Here is a 24,836-nt window from a genome sequence, read left to right as displayed (position 1 = left end):
TGGGGTGTCGGAAAACTTTAAGGGGGAGGGATTGATATGGAATCAAATATGTTTTATTTGTCACAGGAACAAAAGTTAATAAAAGGAATGGATAAATTTCTTAAGCCCATTAAGCCAGAGCTTGTATCGAAATTTGGGAAAGAAGGAGCAAATGAAATTCGTGTTCAGGCTTTAAAGGAGTTTGAAAAGCTTATACCACAATTCCCTTATATTGGAGGAAAGGATAATAATCTCACTTCTAATCTTATTAAAGCTAGTTGGGGGTTAGCTTTATATCTTGTATTAGATGGATATGGATATGATGTTGAGGAAGTCGGGGAATTAATTCATTTATCCCTGGAGAGGCAGTTGAAAAAAATGCCACTATTCATACGTAGGTTGATGGGGAAAACGATATTTTCAAAACGAAATCTTATTAAAATGAAAAAAAGAGCAGAAGATTCTCAACAAAAAAAATACCCTGGAGATTGGGTATGGGAAATTTTTGAGGGAGATGGTAAAGCATATGATGTTGGTATAGATTATACTGAGTGTGGCATTGTAAAATTTATGCGTAGTCAAAATGCAGATGAATTGATACCCTACCTATGTAATTTAGATTATGTACTATTTGAAGCCCTTGGGCTTGAACTGCATCGTACTAAAAACTTGGCATGGGGGTGCGATTGTTGCAACTTTAGAATTAAAAAGAATGGTACACCACCAAAAGCATGGCCTCCAAAGTTTGTAGAACGGAGCTGTGGCATAGAAGAGGATATTTAGGCACATAAAAAAATAAACAAGTCAGATGACTGGTTTATTTTTTTTTTAGAGATTCCAGTCAAAACTTCAATTTATACATGTAAAAAATTCCTAGAAATATTGGACGTTTCGATATGTATAAATTAAGATTTCCCCCTAGACTCTCTATATGTGCCTTAATTGAGGTGAAATTCATAAAACATTGGAATTATAAACTTTATACCGTTGACTTACAAATAGAATCCCCATAAAATATAATTACCAAGTGTAATAAATGGTTTTAAACAATAATTTTTAAGGATGAGGATTAGTGAAAAAAAATAAAAGAAATTATAAAACAAAAAACAAAGGGGTAAAAAAAAATAGTCATCAAAGATCAGATATTAAAAATCAAAAAGTAAATGTAAATTGTACAGCTATAGACGAAGAAGGAAAGGGAATTGTAAACATAAATGGCCAAAAGATTACTATTCCTTATTTGATTGAGGGAGAAAGAGCTGAAGTAGAGATTTTTAATAAGAGAAATTTTAACACGGGAAAAGTAAATAGTATACTTGATAAATCAAAGGATAGAGTTGTTCCTAAATGTCCTTATTTTTTTAAGTGTGGAGGTTGTCAACTACAGCATATGTCCTATGAAGCCCAGACTGATTTCAAGGAAAAAAGTGTTAGAAAGCTGCTAGGAGACTATGGGAAAGTTAATAGGATTATCACTATGGATAAGCCCTATGACTACCGCAATAAAATCCATTCAACCTTTGGATATGGAAAAAAAAGAGAAATTATATCTGGAATTTATGAGGAATACAGCCATAGGGTTATTCCCATAGATAGATGTATTATTCAGGACCCCCATGCCGATGCCATTATTGGTTCAATTCGTCAACTGATGAAATCATTCAAGATGAAGCCCTTTGATGAAGACTCTGGTCAGGGATTTTTACGACATGTTTTGGTCAAAACAGGATTTACTAGTGGGCAGATCATGGTAGTACTTGTAGTTTCGACACATATATTTCCTTCTAAAAATAACTTTGTAAAGGCACTGCTGAAAAAACATCCTGAAATTACAACAATTGTTATGAATGTTAACAATCGAAAAACCAGTGTGGTTCTTGGAAATATTGAAAAGGTATTATATGGTAAAGGTACTATTGAAGACAAACTATGTGGTAAGGTTTTTCAAATTTCTCCAAAGTCTTTTTATCAGATTAATCCCATTCAAACAGAGAAACTATACAACAAAGCAATTGATATGGCAAAGCTTGAAAAAGGAGAAGTAGTACTTGACGCATATTGTGGTATTGGCACAATAGCTTTAATTTTGAGCAGCAAAGTCAAAAAAGTTATTGGTGTGGAACTCAACAAAAATGCTTTGAGGGATGCAATTAATAATGCAAAGAGAAACAAAATTAAAAATGTTCGATTCTACCAAGGTGATGCCGGGGAATTTATGGTCAAAATGGCGGAAGATAAGCAATATGTGGATACAGTATTTATGGACCCTCCAAGAAGCGGGAGTGATGAAAAATTCTTATCTTCCATAGTTAAATTAGGTCCTAAAAAAGTCATATATATATCTTGTAACCCAGTAAGCCAAGCAAGGGATTTAAAATATTTAACTAAAAATGGATACGGGGTAGAAGAGATACAGCCCTTAGATATGTTTCCTCATACTTATCATGTGGAGTGTTGCTCGCTACTTACTAGGAAGGAATAATAGGTGTGATAGTTGTAGGTTTATACCTTGTAAATACAGGGTTTAGACGAATTTATAAGTAAAGCAAAGCTGATAGGATTTTAATAATCTTGTCGGCTTTTTTTGTATGGAAAAATAAAAAGTGAAAAGGAAGATTTATAATGAGTGAGATTAAATATGTTAGAAAAGGTGATTATTATTATCCAGAGATTGATTTTGGGATTGATCAAAGTGTAGAGCTTAAAAAGTATGGTAGGTTAAGGTATAAATATTTGAAGGAAAACAAGCCTTATTTGTTTTCTAGGTTGCTTTTAGAAGGGGAGTTGATGAAGCATGTTATTGAAATAGAGAAGCAGGTTTATGAGAGATTTGAGAGGATTCAGCAGGGATACCTTAGAGAACATCCATTACCTGATGATAGGAGTTTTATGGAGAGCTATAGAATTAGGCAGGAGGCTCGTGAAGTGGCTGAGGAGGTTGTGTTGAAAGAGTTGATTTATGATTAATATTTGTTGAGTAATTAAATTTTAAGAAATAAAACTTCTTGAATATAGTTATCTTATATGATAACATATAACTAAGAAGGAACATATACTATAGTGCGGAGGAATAAAAATGCATTGGGAAATAGAATACTATATAAAAGAAAATGGTGATGTTCCTGTAGTAGACTTTCTATTATCGCTTCAACCAAAAATGAGAGCAAAAGCATATAGCGAAATAGAGCTTTTACAAGAACATGGAATTAACTTAAAAGAACCGTATGTAAAGCGTATAAAAGGTAAAAATATAAAGGATTGTATGAATTAAGAATAAAGCTTGGTTCAGATGCTTCACGAATATTTTATTTTACATACCATAGAAATACATTTGTATTGTTAAATGGATTCTTGAAGAAAACAAATTCCACTCCAAAAGTAGAGTTAGAAAAAGCAATAAAATATAAATATGATTATGAAAAGAGGTGTGACGATGAGTAAAGCAGGTATATCATTTTCAAAGGTTAAAGAGGATTTAATGAAAGATGCAGAATTTAAAGCTGAATATGAAAAACTTAAACCACGATATGAAATTATATCAGAAATAATTAGAGCAAGAACTGAGCAAAATATGACTCAAGAAGAGCTTGCTTTTCGCACTGGTACACAGAAATCCAATATTAGTAGATTAGAAAGTGGTAATTATAATCCTACATTAGATTTTTTATTTAAGGTAGCAAAAGGGCTGGGAAAAGAGATTCATATTGAACTTAAATAAGAGCTAAAATCTATATTGATACGCACATTGCAAAAGCTTTGTGTGTATTTCTTTTTTACTTTTATGTAATTAAATATTATGACCGCTACTAGAGAGGATGGGCATACAAGTATAATAACAAAGTCTAGAGGATTTTAACAATCTTATGGGCTTTTCTTATGCTCCAAATTAATAATGAGAGTTGATAATATGAGATTTTCTTGCCAAGAACATTTAAACAACTAATGTTTAATGACAGAACCCACCCGCAGGACAAGGAAAGACAAGCCTTGTTCTGCATTATAGAAAGTAATAATTACTTGTATAATAAAAGAAATCACATCTATGATTTTAAAGAAAATTGGATAAATACAGAGTGTTTGAATAATAAAAATATTGATTTCTGCACAAGTTCAAAGGCACTTATAAGACTGGGGTTTAATCTTTATAATGGATACAAAGATGAATATATTTTACCTAGAGATATTCTATATTGCCTTGATGAAGATAATTATAATTTAGCTATCTTTGGTGCTGATATACGTTTTGGAATGGATTATGAAAATTAGAATGTGTAGAAGGAGTTAAGTATATAATGTTAAAGTTACGATGATGAGTAAATTCAATACTGAATGAGTGTAAAAAAACACTTGACTTATGGGAGACAAAAATAGGAGGTGTTATATGGCTACCAAAAAAATGGGGAGACCAACTGATGGCCCTAAACCAATTAAAATAACAGCTCGTATTAATGAGGAGACATTAAATATTTTAAAAACCTACTGTAAGAAGAATAATAAAACTCAGGCACAGGGCATTAGAGATGGTATTCATTCCCTAAAAGATAAATAAAAGAAGCGGTGAACGCCGATCAAGCAATTCCACCACTTCTAATGAACCACTATCAAAGATAGCGGTAAATCTATTATACCCTGTTTGAGATAGTAATTCAAGAAATCATCACAAGGAGGGGAATTATGTCAACTGAATATATGGAATATCTTCAAGGATTATTTTTTGACATTCATGAAGATATAATGAAGAATTTACGTGACACTGATAAAGAGTATAGTGAATTAGTAAGGAATAATGTAGAAGAAAGCATTAAGATTAGGGAAATACTTAAATCACTTGATGATGAAGATAGAGCATTTATTTTAAGAAATAAGGATTGTACTGGAAGGATTGAATGGATAGAGAGGGAAACACTTTATTTTCAAGGATATAAAGACTGCATTAAGCTTCTGAATGTTCTTGAGCCTATATAACAGTTACATAATAAAATATTGCAGATGCAAATAGTAAGAAACTGATTTGACCGATAAGGCATATTGTAAAAGGCTTTATCGGTTTTTTTATGGGTTAAATAAGTAATTGATTTTGTTATAACGAAGATTGTGAAATGGTAAGAAAAACAACAGTAAGGTACGTTATTAATTAAAATATATGTGAAGACAATGTATAATTTTGGTATGGATTTAAGATGAGTTATAGAACTATATGAATGAGCAACTATTATAAACATAATTACAAATAAAGTAATATCTTAAACTTAAATACTATAGTCGTGTGAAATTAGTAGTAAATTTTTTTGAAGGAATAATAGTATCGTGAGACTAATGTTTATAATTCGGAAGTTAAAAATCTGAAATGTTAAGGGGGGAATAATATGAGTCATGAACTAATTACAAAAGGAAAATTATTTAAAGAAGGTAAAATTTTTAGCGAATATGCATATTTCGGATGGGGAGAAGAGGATGCACAATTTTATGTTTATTCAGAAGGATATAAAAAATCAGGAGATATATTAATAGAACAAGGTTTGAAAAATAATGATCATAATTTAAAAGATAAGCTAGTATTTCCTATTATATTTTCTTATAGACAATATCTTGAACTTATAATGAAACACTTATTTCTTGAATATAGTTATCTGTCAAGAGAAGAAAAAGAAAAGAAAATAAAATAAATAGAATAGACCATAGTCTTGTGAAAATTTGGAATTGTTTAAGACCAATCATAGAAGAATATACTTCAGATGATGAAATGAAATATTTAGATATTTTACAGGAGTATATAACTGAATTTCACAATTATGATATAAAAGGAGATGCATTTAGATACCCAGTTAATAGGAAACTAAACTTACATCATGAAGAATGGACATATTTAGATTTAGTTAATTTAGAGAATAGGATGAATGAAGTTTATAATTTTTTTAGTATAATTGATTTACATATATGTGAAAAAAGGAAAGATGAAACTGAATATTATTACTAATAGTTAGGTTGGTGAACGGCGGTAGCAATAAGTACACGTTATACAACACTGGCATAATCATTTCAGAGCATAGAGTTGTGGTCTTTAAAATAATGATAATTGGAGGAATACATAATGAAACAGTATTTAGCAGTGGCAACAAAATTAATTACAGATTGTTGTTGGAGTACAGATTGGAGATTATCAGCTCAACTTTTTGGTTTGGAAAAATATGTTGCTGATACCTATAGGCTTCTAAGAAGTCAAAGTTGGGGGGATAATGATTATCCTTCATGTGTGTTGAATCTATTTAACTCTATTTTAAAGTCGGAAGGCGAAGAAAAAACTAAAAGTTTTATTGATTATGTTCTTAATGAAAAATTAAAAGATACAAATGAAGAATTTATGTTAAAGAACCAATTTCTAATTAACCAGCTCAATATAAAAAATCCTGAATTAGGTATAGAAGAAATTCAAATTACATTTAGTCATTATCTAAAAATTGAAGATTTACCAGATGGTTTTTACAGGGATTTACAATCTGAGATTAATCGAGCATATAATTACGGTCTATTCTCTGTAATACCATTTCTTATAAGAAAATTTATTGAAAATCTTATTATAGATATTTTTAAGAAGAAATACGGAACAAGTGATATTGAAAAGTATTATGATCCAAGGTATAGAAAATGTCATAGTTTTATTAAAATTGTAGAGATATTGGATGCAAATTTAGATGATTTTACTCATCTTGAAAAGAATCTGAATAAAGACTTCATCAAGGTAATTAATAAATATAGAGAAAGTGGAAATTCCACAGCCCATTCTATATCCATAAGATTTATTGAAGATGATATAGAGAAATTAAAAAGTCAAGCAAGTGAAGTTGAATATGTTTTGAAGCTTCTAATTCGAGTATTAAATTTAGTCTAGCTAAGGACTTATTAATAAGTTAAATGAGTTGTATTATTATAGAGTAGTCTTTGGAGCTGATTATACCAAAATCGTATAATATAGCAGGCATATAATCAGCATTTAAAAAAGGTCTTAACAGGTATACCACCAAACAAGAACTTTTTTTCTTTTCCAATATCCTTCTTTCATATTTTTCCAAGTATATAAATCTAATATTAAAGCACCAAATCCAAGTAACAACTCTTTAGAGTTGGCAAGCTTACTAAATGTAATACATTTAGTTGCTTGTTGGGAGAAATCTCCCAAACCCTCTGTAAAAATATTACTTTCACGAAAGGAGAATCGAATGAAGAAAACCAAATTAATCACTCTGCGAGTGACAGAAAAAGAATATGAAACCATAAAGAAAAAAGCTACGAAATCTGGAATGAGCTTAAGCAGATTCGTAGCTTTTTCTGCTTTAGGTAAGAAAGTAGTATCTGTAAATGGATTACCATAAGTAGCAAAACAATTAATCAAAATTGATACAAATCTAAACCAACTTGTTACCCTATGTCATCAAGGAAGAATCACATGTCCAGACCTAAGCCGAACTAGAAGGGAGCTAAATAATATATGGCAATTATTGAGTTTCTTAACCGAACCAACAAAACCCTCACAGGATTAGGGAAAGCAATAGATTACATCACCAGTCCAGAAAAGACTGAACCCCATTTAATATGGGGAAAAGATTGTAATCCAGACAATGCCTACGTAGAAATAACAACCATAAAACGGAGCTATGCCAAGGACATAGGAAGACAATTCATCCACTTTGTACAATCCTTCTCACCATATGATAGACTAACCCCAGAAACAGCCAATGAAATAGCTAAAGAGCTATTAGAGCTTGACTGCTTCAAAGGATTTCAAATAGTAATAACAACCCATATAGATAAAGACCATATTCACAATCATTTCATAATCAATACAGTTAACTATGAAACAGGCTATAAATGGCAACAGAATCCAAAGGACTTACAAAGGCTCAAGGGTTATTCTGACGAAATCTGTAGACAATATGGATTAATAGTCATTCCATCTATGGACAAAAGCAACTATACAAAAGCAGGAGAATATAGGAGTAGTCAAAGAGGAACGAGCTGGAAATACGAGTTGTACCTTGCAGTCAATGAATGCATAAGAAATTCCACATCAAAAAGAGAATTCATAGACAATATGAAAAAATTAGGCTATGAAGTTAAATGGACAGACACAAGAAAATATATCACCTTCACCACTCCAAGCGGTAAAAAATGTAGAAACAATAAGCTATACAAAGCTGATGAACTAACTAAAGAAAAAATACAATCCAGACTAGAACTGAACGCAAGATATGCAAATAAAAGAGAGCTACAGCAAAGAATGGATAACATTCTTAACGCTGTAGCTATTTTATTATCTCAAAACTCAAATAATCAACAAAACTCTAAGAATGGAAACTATCCATTATCAGAGCTTGAAGGTGATGCTTTAATTGAGAAAATAGCAGAACTAAAGAAGGGCAGAGGACTAGATTGGGATAATCCAAATGCCATTAATTATGAGCGAGAATATTAGTTTTAAATAAAAATTTTTTTCAGCCAACCCCTTACTTTTTTCCTTAAAGAAGTAAGGGGTTATTTTTCCTTTCATATGAACACTGAAAACTAAATACAGAAAATATTTAAGTACGTTACTCCTATGACCTTAGCGGGAAAGCGACATAAGGGAAAACGCCATGACTGCTATAACAGCAAGAGCGATAAGAGAATACTTAAACGATACCAACTTAGTATTCCAAATACCTCTGGTATTAAGTTTTGCCTTAAAATTATTCCTAGTAAGAATAAATCGCCACGACTCATAGAATCAAATAATGATACTTCTATTTAGTCCTAACCATCATCTGGAGAGTAGACTATCAGAGATAGGAAAATATACGTCTATATTTGGGAGAGAATATAGAGGTCTTTTATGAAGCAGATTAACTAACTGTTGCTTAAATATTTTAAAATCTTTGAAAAAACTAGAAAAAATAATTATAATAAAGACAACGATACTAAAGAAGATGGGTGAAAATGCTTATGGATATAAATAACTCGGATATTATCATATATCAAACTGAGGATGGGCAGACGAAGATTGAGGTAACTATGGAGAATGATACGGTTTGGTTGTCTCAAGCTCAAATGTGTGAGCTATTTCAAAAAGGAAAATCAACGATAAGCGAGCATATTTCTAATATATTCAAAGAAGGTGAGCTTAAGAAAGATTCAGTCGTTCGGAATTTCCGAACAACTGCTGTAGATGGGAAAAAATATGATGTAATGCACTATAACCTTGACGTAATTATTTCAGTCGGCTATAGAGTAAAATCTCACAGAGGAACACAATTCCGTATTTGGGCTACAGAAAGACTTAGAGAATACATAATAAAAGGATTTACAATGAACGATGAACTTCTTAAAAAAGCTGGTAGCGGCAATTATTTTGATGAGCTACTAGCAAGAATTAGAGATATTCGTTCCTCAGAAAAGGTGTTTTGGAGGAAGGTACTAGACATTTATGCTACTAGTATTGATTATGATCCAAAGATAGAAAGCTCCATAATATTTTTTAAAACAATACAAAACAAAATGCACTGGGCGGCACATAGGCATACAGCAGCTGAAATTATTTATAACAGAGCAAATGCGAAGCTACCATGCATGGGAATGACAGCATTTATAGGTGATAAACCTAAAAAGGCAGATACAATAATAGCTAAGAATTATTTAAAAGAAGATGAAATAAATATACTAAATAGAATAGTAACAGCATATTTAGAATTTGCTGAATTACAGGCTATTAGGAAAAAACCAATGTATATGAAGGACTGGTTAGTAAAATTAGACGATTTTCTAAGAATGACCGACAATGAAATACTAAATCATGCAGGGACAATTAGCCATAACCAAGCTAAAGAAAAAGCTAGCCTTGAGTACAATAAATATAAAGAAAAAATGAAAAATGAATTAACTACAGTAGAGAAGCATTTTATAGAATCAATTGATGGTGCAGAGAAAATGCTTAAAAAATCAAAGAAATAATATTGAATTACTCGAACTAATTGAGTAGAAGCAGCGATATACATACGAGTATCAACAAAACACATAGAGCAAGAATCTTCACTACAAAACCAACAGGATATGTTCATAAAATACATATCAGCAAAGGGTTGGACACTCTACAAAATATACAAAGACGTAGACTCTGGTACACATGGAAAAAGATCTGGATTCATAGAAATGGTTGAAGATGCAAAGGCAGGGAAATTTGACGTAGTACTAGCAAAAGAACTATCAAGACCAGCAAGAAACATAGGGATAAGCCATGAATTTAAACAAGTTATAATGGCAAATAACATCCACATCATATGCTTAGATGGCTCAATCAATACCTTAGAAGATGATATAAGCAAATATGGACTGTTTGCTTGGCTATACGAAGATGAAAGCAGAAGAATATCCAAGAGAATAAAATCAGCCAAACGCTCAAAAGCCCTAAGAGCAGAATTCCTATCAGGAGACCCACCCTATGGATATACCATAAAAAGTGGTCAACTTATTCCAAGAGACGATGAAACAGTAGAAGTAGTAAAGAAAATCTATCAAATGTACATAGAAGGGTATGGAACAGAATACATGGCGAGAGAGCTAACAAATCAAGGCTATCCAACACCTTCCCAAATAAAAGAAAAAAAGAATGCGGGGAGGAGATGGCACGGTACAACCATAAAGCTCATACTAAAAAATATTCACTATACAGGAATCTTAAGCCAATGTGTATCTACAACAAGAGACATAACAACAAAAGACATAACAACAAAAGACAAGATACCAAACAAAGAGCCAGTCATCATAGAAAATAGCCATGAACCAATAATATCAAAAGAAAAATACATGCTAGTACAGCAAATAATGCAGGAAAGAAGCCAAAAATCCAGAGTCAGAGCAACGCCAAAAAAACATCTATTCAGTGACAAACTATTTTGTAGAGAATGTGGAAAAAAACTTTGGTTAATAAAAAGTCATAAGAGTTACTACTGTGGAACATTCAAGAAATATGGGAGAAATCACTGTAACACTCATAAAATAAAGGAAAGCACCTTAAAAGAAATCCTACAAAAAGACCTAAAGAAGTTTGCAGATAAATTCAATGACTACGAAAAAATCAAAGCTAGTATCAACAAGAAGATTCAAGCCAGTGAAAAGACAGCCAAATACAAGCGGACAAAATACGAAGCAAGGCTACAGGAGATAAAAGAAATAAAATCAAAGCTAATAATAAAATTCAGCACAGATGAACTAACAAAAGAAGCCTATGACCTTGCAACAACAAAGCTAGACGAAGAAAGTAATGCTATAGAACTAAAGCTGATAGAAATAAAAAATATATTGAATAAAAAATTAGAACAGCATGAGGAACTAGATAGAATAACCAAGCTATTTGATAGCTATAAAAATTTTGAAAACATAACAAGAGAAGTAGTCAATATGTTTATAGATAAAATAATAATAGGTGAAAACCAAGAAATTAAAATCATATATAACTTTGCTAAACTTATAGAATAGTAGTGAAATCAAGGATTTAAAGCATATCTTAAAACCTTCAATAAAGCTTAAATCTTAAGCGACCATAATCCAACTCATGTGGAGACAGTGACGAGATTCCATCGGGTAGACTGCTAATAACCAAGGAATTTACACACTTTTGCGATTATTATGAGGACAACCTATGGAGCCTGTATAATTAGGCTATCAAATTCACTTGGAGGAGGATAGATTGTGCCTTGATATCTCATAAATATCCTCCAATCTACAAATCAAGATTAACTATAGTTCTACCTTTATGTTTACCTTCTAAGATCAGATCTATTTTTTTACCCAATCCTTCTAATGAGACTTCATCTACATTATCATTTAGATCACTGATTTTCCAATCTGAAGATAATTTCTTCCAAATCTTAAGTCTAATATCCATAGGACACCTAACAGAATCGATTCCAAATAGTGTTACACCTCTTAGAATGAAGGGATATACAGATGTTAAAAATTCATGAGCGGCTACGTTTCCACAGCATGTCACACAACCACCATAATTAGTTGATTTAATTGCTGTAGCTAACATATTTCCACCAACTGTATCTATTACACTAGCCCATCTTCCCCTTAAAAGAGCTTTTCCGGAATCGTCATCTATTTCTTTCCTATGAATTATATCCTTTGCACCAACTCCTAAGAGCATTTCCCTTTCATGAGTTTTTCCTGTAGCAGCAATGACATCATAACCAATTTTACTTAAGATTGAAATAGCTATACTACCTACTCCTCCAGTTGCACCTGTTACTAATATATCTCCATCATCAGGTTTGATACCTGAATTTACTATTTTATAAACTGATAAAGCAGCAGTGAATCCGGCAGTACCATAGATCATACTCTCTCTTAGTGAAAGATTTTTAGGAAGCTTAAGAACCCATTCAGCAGGAACTCTAATATACTCTCCAAAGCCTCCCCATGTGTTCATTCCTAAATCAAATCCTGTCACAATAACCTTATCTCCAACTTTATAATAATTATTATTGCTTTCCATTACAATTCCTGAAGCATCAATTCCAGGAGTATGTGGATAATTTCTTGTTACTCCTCGATTGCCTATAGCAGAAAGAGCATCTTTATAGTTCAGAGAAGAATATTTCACATTTATTAGTATATCTCCTTCTGGTAGGTCTTTAATCCTTCTATCAATAATTCTTCTTTCAAAGTTTTTTTCTTCTATTTCTGACACTAACATAGCTTTAAAGTTGCTATTAGTCAACTAAAACACTCCTTTTTATATTAGTTTTATATCAGACTACTTGTAGGAAAATAATAGTTTCGAGTCAAACAGTTATTGTGAATTGATATGTGTTAGTGATATCTTTTTTTGTACATCTATATTTCTATATTAATAAAAACAAATGACCAGTTTATTCATAATAAATAATAGTATGCCTCAATTGGACAGCTTTTAATATCAAAATTTCTTACGCCTCAATATTTCCTGATTTTTCAACCTACACTAAATAAATTGATAAGTGTGTACCATATTTATTTAAAAATAATGCCTCTGATTGTGGATTAAATGAGTTTCTTATACAAAGCCACTTTTTAAGACGGGAAATAACAGCATCAGAAGAAATGTACATAATTCGTTCTTTATTACCTTTGCCTCTTATAAGTACAATACGTTCTTGAATATCAATACTTGACCTAAAAAGGAGTATAACGATAAGAATTGCTATATGATATGGTATGTGGGAATACGTTCAAAAAACTTAAAAATATGTAGTGGAAAATATACGTGTATATTTGGGAGAGAATATACACGTCTTTTACGAAGCAGACTAACTGCTGCTTAAATATTTTAAAACCTTTGAAAAAACTAGAAAAAGTAATTATGATAAATATAACGATACTAAAGAAGATGGGTGAGAACGCTTTTGGATATACTACTTTAAATATAAGAATCGACTAACCATCGGTTCTTTTTTACTATTTCAATAACCCAATTAAAATCTAAACATTATCCCCTATAGCTCAATTAGAGAAGTAGGGGATTTCTTATACAAAAAAATAATAGAAATGAAAATACCAATAAAAATACGAAAACAATACAATGGGAAATCTACCTTTGAAGACATACTAAATCTCTACCTCGAAAATATATCAAATGAAGTCATCGAAAAAAACAAGCAAACAGGCCTATAGAGAAAACCTAAGGATATATATGATTGAAAAATCGAGATAGAATTATCGGAACGTGATAAACAAAGGATGTGGAGAATTCTAACAATTATTTGAAACATTGATAAGAAAATCGAAAGTATAATTTGACAATGAAATGGAGTATTAACGATGAAGTGGAGTAGACTTATATATATACCTAGTGTAATATATTGCTATATTGTGTTAATTAAGGCTAACTTTGGAGGAGTTAAATGAAAGTGAATGGATTTGAAACAAACACTTTAAATGCATCGGTGTCGGTTGTTGAGAATGAGGATTCAAAAGTATATATCATGCGTAATGAAACGGGAGAAGGCATTATTTCCATATATGAAGTATTAGAGGATATCAGTTTAATATTCAGTGATTTTCATATGAATGGTGTCGTTAGCGAAGATCGGCGAGATATCGACTGTTTGGCCATTGATTATTGTTATGAAGGCAGGCTTGAATGTTCAGTGGATGAAGGAGTTTTTGTTTATCACAAACCAGGAGATATAAGTGTAGACAGTCGTATGAAAAGTGCAGATGGTTATTTTTTTCCGTTGAATCATTATCATTCTTTGAGTATAGCATTGTTTTTACCAAAAGCGCAGGAATCAATTGAAAGATGCTTTCCTAGCTTTCCAGTGAACTTAAAAAAGTTAAGAGATAAGTTTTTAGACCATTCTTATCCATGCTTTATTCAAAATTATACTGAACTCAACAGTATCTTTGAATCGTTAAGGGATGTAACAATGAAGAATAAGAGTACTTATGCGACTATTAAGATTCTAGAATTATTATTGGTTTTGGATTCTGTTGAAGAAGACGAATTATTAGGAGTAGACGAATATTCCTACTTTCATAAATCAGACGTGGAGAAAGTGAAGCTTATACAGGGACTAATGGTTGATGATTTGGAGCATCATTATACTCTTAATGAGCTTTCAGATGAATTCAAAATACCTTTGACAGCCATGACAAGTTGTTTTAAAGGGGTATATGGTAAACCGGTTAATACCTATATGCGTGAATATCGAATGAGTTATGCAGCTAAAGAGTTACTTTTGACGGAGCTGTCAATTGCGGAAATTGGGCTAAAAGTTGGATATTCTAATCCTAGTAAATTTTCAGGTGCTTTTAGACAGATTATAGGATTGTTGCCTAAAGAGTATAGAAAAAGAAATAGAAATAAACATTATGAGAAAGGATGATGATATGGAACATTGGAGTAAAACACTGTTAGAATACTCAAAAGATTGTAAAGAAAAATTGAAATAAAAGAATAGGAGGAATCAAAAATGAAGTTAGGACATATTATATATAAAGTAAATGACTTAGATGCGGCTGTAAATGAATATACTAATAAAGGTTTTACAGTTGAATATGGCAAGAATAAAAATCCTTGTAATGCCTTAATATATTTTGCAGAAGGACCATATCTTGAATTATTACATAATACAGGGATGCCTTCTTTTGCAAAAAAAATATTTGTATTTATGGGTAAAAAAGATTTTGTACATAGACTTAATATTTGGGATGATTCCAAAGAAGGATTAATTGGGGTTGCCTTAGAAAATGACAGGTTTGATGTGGATATTGAGCAGAAAATCCTTGACAAAGCAAATCTAAAATATCTAAAGTTAAGATCAGGGAGGACAGACACAAAGAATAGAAAATTGCGGTTTAAAGGTCTTTTTCCTTATGATCTGGAGATTCCAGTTTTGGGAACCAAGTTTAATATTAATGTAAGACCTTCAAAGGATTACGTGCATCCAAATGGAGTAAAACGGATAAAAAGTGTTTCTTTTGGGACTAAAGAGGAATTTGTTCCTGTTATTAAGCAGTTATGTGATGATGAAGGACTTAAGTTGTTTGTAGGTGTAGGAGTTAAAGATTTAGAGTTCCAGTATATGAATTAAATCAAACTTATAAACAAGTATAATTCAGAACAGGACAGACAAAACTATATTTCTACTTATGTTTTGAAGTAAAAGTCATATTTGTTAGTCAAGAACCCGTTGGGATTGTGTACATATTGATATTATTTGTCCTGACTTGACACTATCATATGTCGTAAAAATCATTAATTTCACTAGCGTTTATTCAGTTTTCTTTTCTGTGGTGGAAATAGAGAAAATTATGTTTTAAGATACCTAAAAAAGGAGTATAAAAATAAAAGGATCCCTATAAGATATGGTACGTGTAAACATGTCAATTTGCACTAGGCTTTGAGTTGAAAAATTGAATATAATAGATGTAACCCCTTGAATTTTATGCTTGAGTTCAAGGGTTTTTAGTATCTATTTTAGATGAGTAACATAGAGATTCCAGTCAAAACTTTAATTTATACATATCAAAAATCCCCAGAAATATCAGATATTTCTATATGTATAAATTAAGATTCACCCTAAACTCTCTATGGTCTCTGAATAGCAGCCTTCAATAAATTTTTAAATAAGATTTTATCTGATGCCATATATATAACCATATTTTTTCGTAGTGAGAAAGTTGAACTAGTTTAATATTAGACAAGGTACAGTAACAAGGATGTAGCTTTATGTAATGGAGATTATTGACATCGCAAATGGAAATAGTTTATAATTTAGGAATAAATGATATTGAAAATCAATATCATTTATTCTTGGGGATTACCTTTAATAATTTGTAAGGATCAAACTTAATATAATAAAGTTATTAGGAAGGATGATTAAAATGTTAAGTATTGAGAAGATTAAGGATTTACTAGGTGCTGATTATAAACTTCTGGAATTTAGCAATCCTAAAATCAAAAAGGAACAAATAACCTTTCCAAATGAGGATTTTATTGATAATGTTTTTATGCGATCAGATAGAAATAATAGAGTTTTAGTAAATTTGAGTAGTTTATATAATTCTGGAAGGTTGGCAAAAACTGGGTATATATCTATATTACCTATTGACCAAGGAATTGAACATTCCGCAGGGGCATCATTCGCTAAAAACCCAATATATTTTGATCCCGAAAGTATTGTTAAACTTGGAATAGAAGCCGGGTGTAATGGAGTTGCATCTACATTAGGAGTATTATCCATTGTATCAAGAAAATATGCCCACAAAATACCGTTTATTGTTAAAATTAATCATAACGAATTATTATCCTTTCCCAATACATATGATCAAATACGTTTTGCTTCTGTGGAACAAGCCTATAATATGGGAGCTGTAGGAATAGGGGCTACTATATATTTTGGCTCTAAAGAGTCTAACAGACAAATCGTTGAGATAAGTGAAATGTTTGAATATGCACATTCAAAAGGACTTTTCACTATCCTATGGTGTTATTTAAGAAATGATGAATTTAATAAGGATAAAAACTATCATTCCTCAGCGGATCTTACAGGTCAAGCAAATCACCTAGGAGTAACAATTGGTGCTGATATTATAAAACAAAAATTACCAGTTAATAATGGTGGATTTAAGGCGTTAAATATGGGAAAAAGCGATTATGGGAAATTCGATGAAAGAATATATACAGAACTTTGCTCAGAAAATCCTATTGACCTTACTAGATATCAAGTAATAAATAATTATATGGGTAAAATTCCATTGATTAATTCAGGTGGCCCATCGGGGGCAAATGATTTAGCCGAAGCCGTAAAAACTGCTGTGATTAACAAGCGAGCAGGGGGAAGTGGATTAATTCTTGGAAGAAAAGCATTCCAGAAACCATTGAATGAGGGAATAAGCATTATTAACGCTATTCAGGATGTTTATTTAAATAAAGATATTACAATAGCATAGAAATATATATAAGTGATGTAGGGATTTGTTTTTATAAGGGGGATTTTTATCATGCAAATTGTACTTGTGAGACATGGACAAAGTTTATGGAATAAGGAAAATAAGTTTACTGGTTGGACGGATGTTGATTTATCTGAAGGAGGTGTTGAAGAAGCAAGGGAAGCTGGCAGAATCCTAAAAGATAGAGGCTATATATTTGATATGGCCTATACATCATATTTAAAAAGAGCCGTAAGAACTCTTAATATAATATTAGATGAGATGGATTTGCATTGGATACCAATACAGAAAACGTGGAAGTTAAATGAAAGACATTATGGTAGACTGCAGGGACTAAATAAAAGTGAAACTGCAAAAAAGCATGGAGAACATCAAGTAAAACTATGGAGAAGAAGTTATGATGTATCACCACCAATGCTGTCTAAAAATGATCCTATGTACCCGAAGGTCGATATAAAATATAAAGATATTCCGGAGGATGAATTGCCATTAGGGGAAAGCCTGAAATCTACTATTAATCGAGTTATACCATATTGGAATGAAAATATATATCCTTTAATGAAGCAAGGGAAAAGAATAATAATTGTTGCCCACGGCAATAGTCTAAGGGGACTTGTAAAATATATTGAAAACTTAAATAAGGAAGAAATAGTAGAATTAAATATACCTACGGGAGTTCCATTAGTATATGAATTTGATAATAAAATGAATATTAAAGATAAATATTTTGAAGTTTCCCATGAATCAAATAATGAATTAGCTGGAAACGTCTAAATTGAGAATTTTAAAGAAATATCCTATATTTTGGTAAGTATAAATTAGTATAAGGGCTTACAAATAGATTTCTACCCTTCATTATAAAATATGAGATTCCTAAAGGTAAATATAAAGTCATTTATTTGTAAGCCCTTTGAAGCTAGTTTGCGGGAAATAAGTGGAATAGCTATTATAAATATAGGCTTAAAGGGAATATTGTAAATATTAAAGTTATATTGGAATTGTTCTCAATAAAAAAAGAAAAGGTAAAGCTAATGTCCCAAAAATGAAATGTCAAATCCGTTGTCTAATTGGATTGATTTTGACTAATCAGAGTAGATAAAAGATTATAATTAATGTACTATTGTCAATAGTTGAGTAAACTATTTTTTTTTGTGTTTTTCAGTTAGATATATCTAACTATATTCAATTTAAATACTCGTTGTGGAGGGACAGTATGTCAAAATTTAAACCTACATTTAAAAGAATACTGGAAGTTATATTAACCTTTCTAATAGTAAGCCTATTATCCTTTGGGCTTATGCGTATGTCACCCGTAGATCCAGCAACAGCATATGCAAGAAGGGCTATGATGAATCCTAGTGCGGAACAAATAGCACAAATCCGTTCTGATATGGGACTAAACAAGGCCTTCATTGTTCAATATGGGAACTGGATGAAAAATGCTTTGAAATTGGATTTTGGCAAGTCCTTAGTGGATGGCAAACCTGTTTGGGATCAGCTCCTAAATGCAGTACCCGTAACGATAAAAGTAGTCTTTATAGCAATGATATTAGAAATTATAGGTATAATTCTATTTGGACCCCTGTTATATCTGCTAAGGGAAAAGAAGGTTGGAATGTTTTTCTCACTACTAACCCTTAGTGCTATTTCAATTCCTGGGTTTTATATTGCAAGTGTATATCTTGATATATTTGCTGTGAAATGGGGAGCTATCTCAGTTGCTGGAAATGTTGGCTTTATGAAATATTTTCATCCTGCGATTTGTCTTTCCATAGCTCCAATGGCCTTTTATGCTAGATTGTTATTCAGAAATTTGGAAAGAGAATCCGATAGTGATTATGTATTTTATGCTCGATGCAGGGGATTATCAGAGATAAGAATTCTTTTTAATCATACCATAGCACATGGAATTATTGCCCTCGTACCCAGCTTTTTACAAAGTATTGGGCTAACCCTTGCAGGGGCAGCAATGATTGAGAGAGTTTTTTCCTTGCCTGGACTAGGATATCTAATTATTGATAGTGTTTTAAATCGTGATTCACCTATGATACATCTTTCTGTTTTATTTCTTGCGGTTATGCTTGTTATATTTAATGTATTATCAGATTATGTACAGGAGCTTCTACAGAAAAATAAGTTGATTAAGAGTGGAGATGCACTATGTTAAAAGGACACAAATTATCATATTTCATTTGTATTATAATTCTGGCGTTTTCTGCTTTAGGTTTTTTATTCACGCCAAATGATCCTCATTTGGTTAACCTTAGCATAAGATTACAAAAAAACAGTCTTCAATATCCACTGGGAACCGATGCCATGGGACGTTGTGTTTTTTCTAGAATTTTATATGGGGGACAAACCACCTTAGGGATTGTGTTTTTAAGTTCTATTATTATAATCCTATTTGGAGTTCCCATAGGACTCTTAATGGGCTCTACAAAGAGAACAACTGGAGTTATAGGAGAGAGTATTTTAAATGCTGTAACCGCTTTACCACCTATGGCATACTTAATTGTATTTTTAGGGGCATGGGGGAGTGGCGTATTTACCACTATGATAGCCGTTGGGTTATCCTTATTTTTACGAGTTATAAAATTGGTTAAGGCAAAAACAGAAATAGAATATAGTAAGGCATATGTCATGTGTGCAGTTGCCTCGGGAGCATCTAAATGTAGAATACTATTAGTACATATTTTCCCTAATGTGTTACCAGAGGTAATGGGATTTTTAAGTCTTTCCTGTGGACATATGATCATGATGATCACAGGTTTTTCCTTCATGGGCCTTGGTTTTGGAGATTCTGTTATTGACTGGGGAAGTATGATTTTAGAAGCTCAAAAGGTTTCTATGATTAGGCCAGAAATGATAGTTTATCCTATTATAGTGGTCTTCTTGTGTACTGTTTCTTTTAATGTCCTAGGTAATGAACAGGTTAAATAGGAAGGAATCCTAGGGTTTAGATGGGAATTAGGATAGTATATTTAAAAGGATTATAAAGATAAACAACTTCAAGGTTTAATATATTTTAAGGCTTAATGTTGTTTATCTATACCATATTTTCAAAACTAAAATTTTATAGCTTTTAGTCTAGCCATCGGGTATAAGGAGGAAAAAATGCTTGAAATAGTAGATATTAATATAGGAACAAGAAGGAAAAAAATTTTATTGGATTTTTCTATTGCCTTAGAAAAAGGAAAAATAATAGGATTAACAGGTAGAAGTGGAGCAGGAAAAACAACTATTATAAAAGCTGTTATGGGATTTCTGAGTAAGGAATGTAAAATATCCTCTGGAAATATATATATTGATGGGAAAAATTTGATTGAATTAGAAAAGAAAGATCATAGAAATTTATGTGGTACAACAATCGGTTATATCCCACAAAGTCCAATGACTTCCTTTGATCCCCGTTTGAAAATAGGGGCCCAAATGGAAGAAACCTTTCGTGTGAAATTAAAATTGTCAAAGAAAGAAGCTGTAAATTTAACTATTGAAACCCTTGAGGCTGTGAATCTAGCCGATACCAAAAGAATAATAAATGCTGTTCCATCAGAGCTTTCGGGAGGTATGTTACAAAGAGTAGCAATGGCAATCTTAATAGGGATGAAACCAAAATATATTTTTGCAGATGAGCCGACATCTTCCCTTGATCCCGAGAATAGGCAGCTTATGTTGGAGTTGCTTTTAAGGCATTGTAGTGATGCAGGAATATTATTTGTTTCCCATGATGTTGAGGCTTTAAAGAATATTTGTACAACCGTGGCGGTTTTAGATGAAGGTCATATTGTGGAAGTTGATACAATGGAAAATCTATTGTCAAAACCAAGAGAAGAATGGACAAAGGGATTTTCAAGTTGCTATAAAAACATGGGGGAGGAGGAGCTTTGTTGGATGGAATTAGGTTGATCAATATTACACAGACCTATAAAACGGATAAAAACAGTTCATTCTCTGTATTGCAAGATTTGAATTTAGAATGGGAAAAGGGAAAAAGTATCGCGATAATGGGGGAAAGTGGCAGTGGAAAAAGCACTCTTTCAAGGCTCATTATAGGACTTGAAAAACCCACAAAGGGTAAGGTTATGTTTTCCAATGAAGATACATCTAAGTGGAGCTTTTCAAAGTGGAAAAAGCACCGAAAAAGTTTACAGGCTGTATTTCAAGATTCATCTGGAACATTAAATCCTAGGTTATCTGTATATCATAATATGGAAGAGGCCCTTATTAATCTTACGGAGTTTAATAGAAAAGAAAGGAAATCAGTTTTAAAGAATCTCATGGATAGTGTTGGTTTAGATAAAGGCTTACTTAAGACACCCGTAAGCCGTTTGTCAGGAGGTGAGCAAAGAAGAATATCTTTGCTGAGAGCCTTAGCAGTTCATCCAGAATTTTTAGTTCTTGATGAAGTTACAAGTGGACTGGATTTAATATCATCTGATTCAGTGATTTGTCTATTAAGGGATTACAGGGAAAAATACGGTTGTTCTTATTTCTTTGTTACCCACGATATAAACCATGCTAAAAGAATTGCCGATGAAATATATTTTATGGAAAAAGGTAAGTTTACAAAAACTGCCGTTATAAAAAAATAAAATAATAAAAGAGAGGGATTATAATAATGAAGAAAAAACTAGTACTATTTATTTTAACAGTTGTATGCTTAGTTATAGGTTTTACTGGTTGCGGAGGGAATCAAAGTAAAGATGTTATTGATAGCGGTAAGATAGAAGATGAAAAGATCCTTAAACTCGCGTCAATAGGTGAGCTTGATAATATGACTACCCTCAGAATGAGTCCCATCATTACTATCGCTCAAAAGATGATTTATGAAACCCTTGTGGTTTATGAGGACGGCGAGTATAAGCCGGGTCTTGCGGAAAGCTGGGAATGGAATGATGATAAAACAATTCTAACAATGAAGCTTAGAAAGGGAATAACTTTCCATGATGGAGAGAAATTTGATGCTTCAGCAGTAAAGGAAATTCTTGAATTTTATAGGTCTATTCCGAACTGTGCCTTTATGAAAGGGATTTCGACTATAAATAATATAGAAGCTCCTAGTGAATATGTAGTAGAAATTAACTATAAAAATCCTTATTTTGGAGTGATTTCAGATTTAAGTTCTCCGGATATCTTAGGTATGCCTTCTCCAAAATGCATTGATAAAGAGAATAAAGTATTGACATCCTTCGTTGGAACAGGGCCCTATGTTTATACTAAATTTAAAAAGGGCGAATATACCAAATTTACTCGTAATGAAAATTATTGGAAAGAAACACCATATTATGATGAAGTGATTGTCAAGTACATACCAGAATCATCTTCAAGGGTAAAGGCATTGCAAACAGGAGAAATTGATCTAATCTTTGGTACTGCACAACTTACCTATGATGATTATGCACAGTCATCTACTATTCCTTCAATGAAAGGAATCATGGCTAATCAAAATGAGCGTACAAGAAATATAGTTGTAAATGCTTCAAGTGAACTATGCTCAGATTTAAATGTGCGTAGGGCAATTGCACACTCAATTGATAAAAAAGCTATTTCAGAAGGACTTACCTATGGAAATGAAGAAGTGGCTGATAAATTGTTTTTCGATGGTATTGCGTATTCAAATTGTAGTATGAATAATAATTGGGACTATAACATAGAAAAAGCAAAAAAGTTACTGGATGAATCGGGATGGATGGTAAATGAATCAACTGGTGTGAGAGAAAAAAATGGTAAAGCATTGAAGCTTGTATTCACTTATCCAGAGGAAGTGGATATCAATAGCAATATTGCTACTGTCATTAAAAGTCAGCTTTCTGAGGCTGGAATAGATCTGGAAATCAAAGGACTTGAGCAAATGCTTTGGTGGAAAGCAGATTATAGTGGGGAATTTGATTTGACCATTTGGGATACAAACGAAGGAGCTACCCTTCCCCAAAGATACTTTAATCCTTGGCTTGATAGTTCTGCAGGTATGGCAGCTATTTCTAAGCATGAGGATAAAGAAAAGGTCATTTCTGCCATTAATAATTACCTAACATCGGGTAGCAATGATAAGGTAAAAGAAGCTTTTGATTATATAATTAACTTTAGTAATGATCAAGTAATTGATATTCCAATAACCTATATCAAGGAAAAAATAGTCTACAATGAGAATAAAATTTCTGGTTATAATTTCTATGGGTTCTCTGAATTTTTCGATATTACTAAGTTGACTCCGAAACAGTAGGTTGATAAAAATAGGCAGCTACTTTGTTGCCTATTTTTTTTTGATAAAGTAAATGTCTAATCGGATTATAGTTGCCCCTGTAGAGTTGAAATAAATATGTATTAGATATATACTGCTTTTGTGAGAACAGGTGTAATGATTGAAATTTTGTTAGATAGCACTAACTTATGAGAGGTGGTTTAATGTTCAATAATATAAAGCTACAGAAAGATATGGAGCTTATTACTGAGGGAAGAAACTGCAAGATTTATAAATTCAAAAGCGAAGATGGCTATGGAATGATGACAATGTATCATGTCTTTAATGGAATCATGATAATGTATAATGATTTTCATATGAGTAGTTGTAAATCTGAATTTTTCACAGATAAAGATTTATTGTGTGTTGATCATTGCAGAGAAGGAAGAATAGAGCAGGAAATGGAAAATGGCACCTATTGTTATATTAAAAGCGGGGATTTAAAAATTGATGATAGATATAAGCATGATTCTAATTTTTTCTTTCCCCTGTCTAACTATCATGGAATGAATATTATTTTTGAAATAGAAAAAGCCGACAAAGAATTGAAAAAAATATTTCCTGATTTTCCAGTATCAATGAATGATTTGAAAAATAAATATTTTTCAAAAGACCATAGTTTCATTATACGAAATGTGAAACCTATTGACCACATATTCTCAGAACTTTATACAGTTCCCCAAAGGATAAGAGATTATTATTTTAAGATTAAGATATTTGAGTTGCTACTATTTTTAGATGGACTTGAGCTTTCTCAAAATACCGATGAAAGGCCATATTTTTATAAAGCTCAAACAGAGAAGGTAAAGGCAATTCATAATATGCTTATAAGTAATTTGCAGAGAAGCTATACCCTAGATGAATTAGCTAGAAAATATGACATTTCATTGACAGGAATGAAAAATTGTTTTAAGGGGATTTATGGGGACCCTATTTTTACTTATATAAGAAAGTATAAGATGAATAAAGCGGCGGGCATGCTTAGAACAACAAAGTTGAATGTTTCCAAAATTGCTCTGCAAGTTGGATATGAAAACCCAAGTAAATTTTCAGCTGCATTTAAACAAGAGATGAGGGTATCCCCAATGGAATATAGGAAAAGTATTATTGGGAAGGGAGAGACTTTATAAATACTCAAAAGTTAAAATAC

Annotated in this window: 27 protein-coding genes; 26 read left to right on the top strand and 1 reads right to left on the bottom strand. The window is 31.9% G+C overall.

The genetic code is table 11. From position 1 onward, the window contains the following. The first annotated feature begins 36 nt into the window (after nt 1-36). The 16 genes from N4A68_05050 (at nt 37) to N4A68_04975 (ending at nt 11,484) form a co-directional block, all read left to right on the top strand. Complete coding sequence (locus tag N4A68_05050; GenBank protein ID MCT4563669.1) at nt 37-762, top strand: L-2-amino-thiazoline-4-carboxylic acid hydrolase; 726 nt, start codon at nt 37-39, stop codon at nt 760-762. Between the two features lie 289 nt (nt 763-1,051). Next, nucleotides 1,052-2,461: a 23S rRNA (uracil(1939)-C(5))-methyltransferase RlmD gene (gene rlmD / locus N4A68_05045; GenBank protein ID MCT4563668.1), complete on the top strand. Its 1,410-nt coding sequence runs from the start codon at nt 1,052-1,054 to the stop codon at nt 2,459-2,461. Nucleotides 2,462-2,601: 140 nt separating this feature from the next. After that, complete coding sequence (locus N4A68_05040; protein ID MCT4563667.1) at nt 2,602-2,946, top strand: TnpV protein; 345 nt, start codon at nt 2,602-2,604, stop codon at nt 2,944-2,946. Between the two features lie 109 nt (nt 2,947-3,055). After that, the gene (locus tag N4A68_05035) at nt 3,056-3,250 is read left to right on the top strand and encodes a type II toxin-antitoxin system RelE/ParE family toxin (GenBank protein ID MCT4563666.1); all 195 of its coding nucleotides are present in this window, start codon (nt 3,056-3,058) and stop codon (nt 3,248-3,250) included. Further along, nucleotides 3,238-3,420 carry a type II toxin-antitoxin system RelE/ParE family toxin gene (locus N4A68_05030; GenBank protein MCT4563665.1) on the top strand — a complete coding sequence of 61 codons (183 nt, stop codon included), beginning with the start codon at nt 3,238-3,240 and terminating at the stop codon, nt 3,418-3,420. The genes N4A68_05035 and N4A68_05030 overlap by 13 nt, the downstream gene beginning before the upstream one ends. After that, nucleotides 3,413-3,697, top strand: coding sequence for a helix-turn-helix transcriptional regulator (locus tag N4A68_05025; GenBank protein MCT4563664.1), 285 nt, complete (start codon nt 3,413-3,415; stop codon nt 3,695-3,697). Before N4A68_05030 ends, N4A68_05025 begins: the two co-directional genes overlap by 8 nt. Nucleotides 3,698-3,897: 200 nt before the next feature. Then, entirely contained in the window at nt 3,898-4,245 is a 348-nt protein-coding gene (locus tag N4A68_05020; protein ID MCT4563663.1) for a DUF6075 family protein, read from the top strand. 115 nt (nt 4,246-4,360) lie between these two features. Then, nucleotides 4,361-4,528, top strand: coding sequence for a hypothetical protein (locus N4A68_05015; protein ID MCT4563662.1), 168 nt, complete (start codon nt 4,361-4,363; stop codon nt 4,526-4,528). Nucleotides 4,529-4,653: 125 nt separating this feature from the next. After that, the gene (locus N4A68_05010) at nt 4,654-4,944 is read left to right on the top strand and encodes a hypothetical protein (protein MCT4563661.1); all 291 of its coding nucleotides are present in this window, start codon (nt 4,654-4,656) and stop codon (nt 4,942-4,944) included. A 401-nt stretch (nt 4,945-5,345) separates the two neighbouring features. Continuing rightward, complete coding sequence (locus tag N4A68_05005) at nt 5,346-5,645, top strand: hypothetical protein (protein MCT4563660.1); 300 nt, start codon at nt 5,346-5,348, stop codon at nt 5,643-5,645. 20 nt (nt 5,646-5,665) lie between these two features. Beyond that, nucleotides 5,666-5,956, top strand: a complete 291-nt coding sequence (locus tag N4A68_05000) for a hypothetical protein (GenBank protein MCT4563659.1) — start codon at nt 5,666-5,668, stop codon at nt 5,954-5,956. Nucleotides 5,957-6,070: 114 nt separating this feature from the next. Continuing rightward, a complete protein-coding gene (locus N4A68_04995) occupies nt 6,071-6,868 on the top strand; it encodes a hypothetical protein (GenBank protein ID MCT4563658.1) in 798 nt (265 codons plus the stop codon). A gap of 328 nt (nt 6,869-7,196) precedes the next feature. Further along, complete coding sequence (locus tag N4A68_04990) at nt 7,197-7,349, top strand: hypothetical protein (protein MCT4563657.1); 153 nt, start codon at nt 7,197-7,199, stop codon at nt 7,347-7,349. A 116-nt stretch (nt 7,350-7,465) separates the two neighbouring features. Next, nucleotides 7,466-8,449, top strand: coding sequence for a relaxase/mobilization nuclease domain-containing protein (locus N4A68_04985; protein MCT4563656.1), 984 nt, complete (start codon nt 7,466-7,468; stop codon nt 8,447-8,449). Between the two features lie 506 nt (nt 8,450-8,955). Then, nucleotides 8,956-9,960, top strand: a complete 1,005-nt coding sequence (locus N4A68_04980) for a virulence RhuM family protein (protein MCT4563655.1) — start codon at nt 8,956-8,958, stop codon at nt 9,958-9,960. Between the two features lie 42 nt (nt 9,961-10,002). Beyond that, nucleotides 10,003-11,484, top strand: a complete 1,482-nt coding sequence (locus tag N4A68_04975) for a recombinase family protein (GenBank protein MCT4563654.1) — start codon at nt 10,003-10,005, stop codon at nt 11,482-11,484. A 244-nt stretch (nt 11,485-11,728) separates the two neighbouring features. Here the strand turns inward: N4A68_04975 and N4A68_04970 are convergent, their stop codons facing one another. Beyond that, a complete protein-coding gene (locus N4A68_04970) occupies nt 11,729-12,730 on the bottom strand; it encodes a YhdH/YhfP family quinone oxidoreductase (protein ID MCT4563653.1) in 1,002 nt (333 codons plus the stop codon). Nucleotides 12,731-13,892: 1,162 nt separating this feature from the next. On the opposite strand from N4A68_04970, the gene N4A68_04965 reads away from it, so the two are divergent. The 10 genes from N4A68_04965 to N4A68_04920 all read left to right on the top strand — a co-directional run bounded on the left by N4A68_04965 (nt 13,893) and on the right by N4A68_04920 (nt 24,816). Beyond that, nucleotides 13,893-14,876, top strand: a complete 984-nt coding sequence (locus tag N4A68_04965; protein MCT4563652.1) for an AraC family transcriptional regulator — start codon at nt 13,893-13,895, stop codon at nt 14,874-14,876. A gap of 87 nt (nt 14,877-14,963) precedes the next feature. Continuing rightward, on the top strand, nt 14,964-15,584 hold the full coding sequence (locus tag N4A68_04960; GenBank protein ID MCT4563651.1) for a VOC family protein: 621 nt from the start codon (nt 14,964-14,966) through the stop codon (nt 15,582-15,584). A 793-nt stretch (nt 15,585-16,377) separates the two neighbouring features. After that, nucleotides 16,378-17,445: a class I fructose-bisphosphate aldolase gene (locus N4A68_04955; GenBank protein MCT4563650.1), complete on the top strand. Its 1,068-nt coding sequence runs from the start codon at nt 16,378-16,380 to the stop codon at nt 17,443-17,445. A gap of 51 nt (nt 17,446-17,496) precedes the next feature. Beyond that, the gene (gene gpmA / locus N4A68_04950) at nt 17,497-18,219 is read left to right on the top strand and encodes a 2,3-diphosphoglycerate-dependent phosphoglycerate mutase (GenBank protein ID MCT4563649.1); all 723 of its coding nucleotides are present in this window, start codon (nt 17,497-17,499) and stop codon (nt 18,217-18,219) included. Nucleotides 18,220-18,658: 439 nt separating this feature from the next. Then, nucleotides 18,659-19,612 (top strand): ABC transporter permease, encoded by a 954-nt coding sequence (locus tag N4A68_04945; protein MCT4563648.1) that lies wholly within the window; start codon nt 18,659-18,661, stop codon nt 19,610-19,612. Next, nucleotides 19,606-20,385 carry an ABC transporter permease gene (locus tag N4A68_04940; GenBank protein ID MCT4563647.1) on the top strand — a complete coding sequence of 260 codons (780 nt, stop codon included), beginning with the start codon at nt 19,606-19,608 and terminating at the stop codon, nt 20,383-20,385. The genes N4A68_04945 and N4A68_04940 overlap by 7 nt, the downstream gene beginning before the upstream one ends. A gap of 174 nt (nt 20,386-20,559) precedes the next feature. Continuing rightward, nucleotides 20,560-21,351 (top strand): ABC transporter ATP-binding protein, encoded by a 792-nt coding sequence (locus tag N4A68_04935; GenBank protein ID MCT4563646.1) that lies wholly within the window; start codon nt 20,560-20,562, stop codon nt 21,349-21,351. Beyond that, on the top strand, nt 21,333-22,037 hold the full coding sequence (locus tag N4A68_04930; protein MCT4563645.1) for a dipeptide/oligopeptide/nickel ABC transporter ATP-binding protein: 705 nt from the start codon (nt 21,333-21,335) through the stop codon (nt 22,035-22,037). The genes N4A68_04935 and N4A68_04930 overlap by 19 nt, the downstream gene beginning before the upstream one ends. Before the next feature lie 26 nt (nt 22,038-22,063). Next, nucleotides 22,064-23,668, top strand: a complete 1,605-nt coding sequence (locus N4A68_04925) for an ABC transporter substrate-binding protein (protein ID MCT4563644.1) — start codon at nt 22,064-22,066, stop codon at nt 23,666-23,668. A 182-nt stretch (nt 23,669-23,850) separates the two neighbouring features. Further along, entirely contained in the window at nt 23,851-24,816 is a 966-nt protein-coding gene (locus N4A68_04920; protein ID MCT4563643.1) for an AraC family transcriptional regulator, read from the top strand. Nucleotides 24,817-24,836 lie beyond the last annotated feature (20 nt).

Origin of the sequence: Maledivibacter sp. (genome assembly GCA_025210375.1) — a bacterium.
Taxonomy (GTDB): Bacteria; Bacillota; Clostridia; order Peptostreptococcales; family Caminicellaceae; genus JAOASB01.
The sequence above is the reverse complement of the archived record's forward strand: the minus strand, read 5'-3'. Positions and strand labels throughout refer to the sequence as shown.

What these genes read in the sequence shown, in the direction of transcription:
- N4A68_05050 (MCT4563669.1), top strand. Translation starts at nt 37, where the DNA reads ATGGAATCAAATATGTTTTATTTGTCACAGGAACAAAAGTTAATAAAA.
- N4A68_05040 (MCT4563667.1), top strand. Translation starts at nt 2,602, where the DNA reads ATGAGTGAGATTAAATATGTTAGAAAAGGTGATTATTATTATCCAGAG.
- N4A68_05035 (MCT4563666.1), top strand. Translation starts at nt 3,056, where the DNA reads ATGCATTGGGAAATAGAATACTATATAAAAGAAAATGGTGATGTTCCT.
- N4A68_05025 (MCT4563664.1), top strand. Translation starts at nt 3,413, where the DNA reads ATGAGTAAAGCAGGTATATCATTTTCAAAGGTTAAAGAGGATTTAATG.
- N4A68_05015 (MCT4563662.1), top strand. Translation starts at nt 4,361, where the DNA reads ATGGCTACCAAAAAAATGGGGAGACCAACTGATGGCCCTAAACCAATT.
- N4A68_05010 (MCT4563661.1), top strand. Translation starts at nt 4,654, where the DNA reads ATGTCAACTGAATATATGGAATATCTTCAAGGATTATTTTTTGACATT.
- N4A68_05005 (MCT4563660.1), top strand. Translation starts at nt 5,346, where the DNA reads ATGAGTCATGAACTAATTACAAAAGGAAAATTATTTAAAGAAGGTAAA.
- N4A68_04995 (MCT4563658.1), top strand. Translation starts at nt 6,071, where the DNA reads ATGAAACAGTATTTAGCAGTGGCAACAAAATTAATTACAGATTGTTGT.
- N4A68_04990 (MCT4563657.1), top strand. Translation starts at nt 7,197, where the DNA reads ATGAAGAAAACCAAATTAATCACTCTGCGAGTGACAGAAAAAGAATAT.
- N4A68_04985 (MCT4563656.1), top strand. Translation starts at nt 7,466, where the DNA reads ATGGCAATTATTGAGTTTCTTAACCGAACCAACAAAACCCTCACAGGA.
- N4A68_04980 (MCT4563655.1), top strand. Translation starts at nt 8,956, where the DNA reads ATGGATATAAATAACTCGGATATTATCATATATCAAACTGAGGATGGG.
- N4A68_04965 (MCT4563652.1), top strand. Translation starts at nt 13,893, where the DNA reads ATGAAAGTGAATGGATTTGAAACAAACACTTTAAATGCATCGGTGTCG.
- N4A68_04960 (MCT4563651.1), top strand. Translation starts at nt 14,964, where the DNA reads ATGAAGTTAGGACATATTATATATAAAGTAAATGACTTAGATGCGGCT.
- N4A68_04955 (MCT4563650.1), top strand. Translation starts at nt 16,378, where the DNA reads ATGTTAAGTATTGAGAAGATTAAGGATTTACTAGGTGCTGATTATAAA.
- gpmA (MCT4563649.1), top strand. Translation starts at nt 17,497, where the DNA reads ATGCAAATTGTACTTGTGAGACATGGACAAAGTTTATGGAATAAGGAA.
- N4A68_04945 (MCT4563648.1), top strand. Translation starts at nt 18,659, where the DNA reads ATGTCAAAATTTAAACCTACATTTAAAAGAATACTGGAAGTTATATTA.
- N4A68_04940 (MCT4563647.1), top strand. Translation starts at nt 19,606, where the DNA reads ATGTTAAAAGGACACAAATTATCATATTTCATTTGTATTATAATTCTG.
- N4A68_04935 (MCT4563646.1), top strand. Translation starts at nt 20,560, where the DNA reads ATGCTTGAAATAGTAGATATTAATATAGGAACAAGAAGGAAAAAAATT.
- N4A68_04925 (MCT4563644.1), top strand. Translation starts at nt 22,064, where the DNA reads ATGAAGAAAAAACTAGTACTATTTATTTTAACAGTTGTATGCTTAGTT.
- N4A68_04920 (MCT4563643.1), top strand. Translation starts at nt 23,851, where the DNA reads ATGTTCAATAATATAAAGCTACAGAAAGATATGGAGCTTATTACTGAG.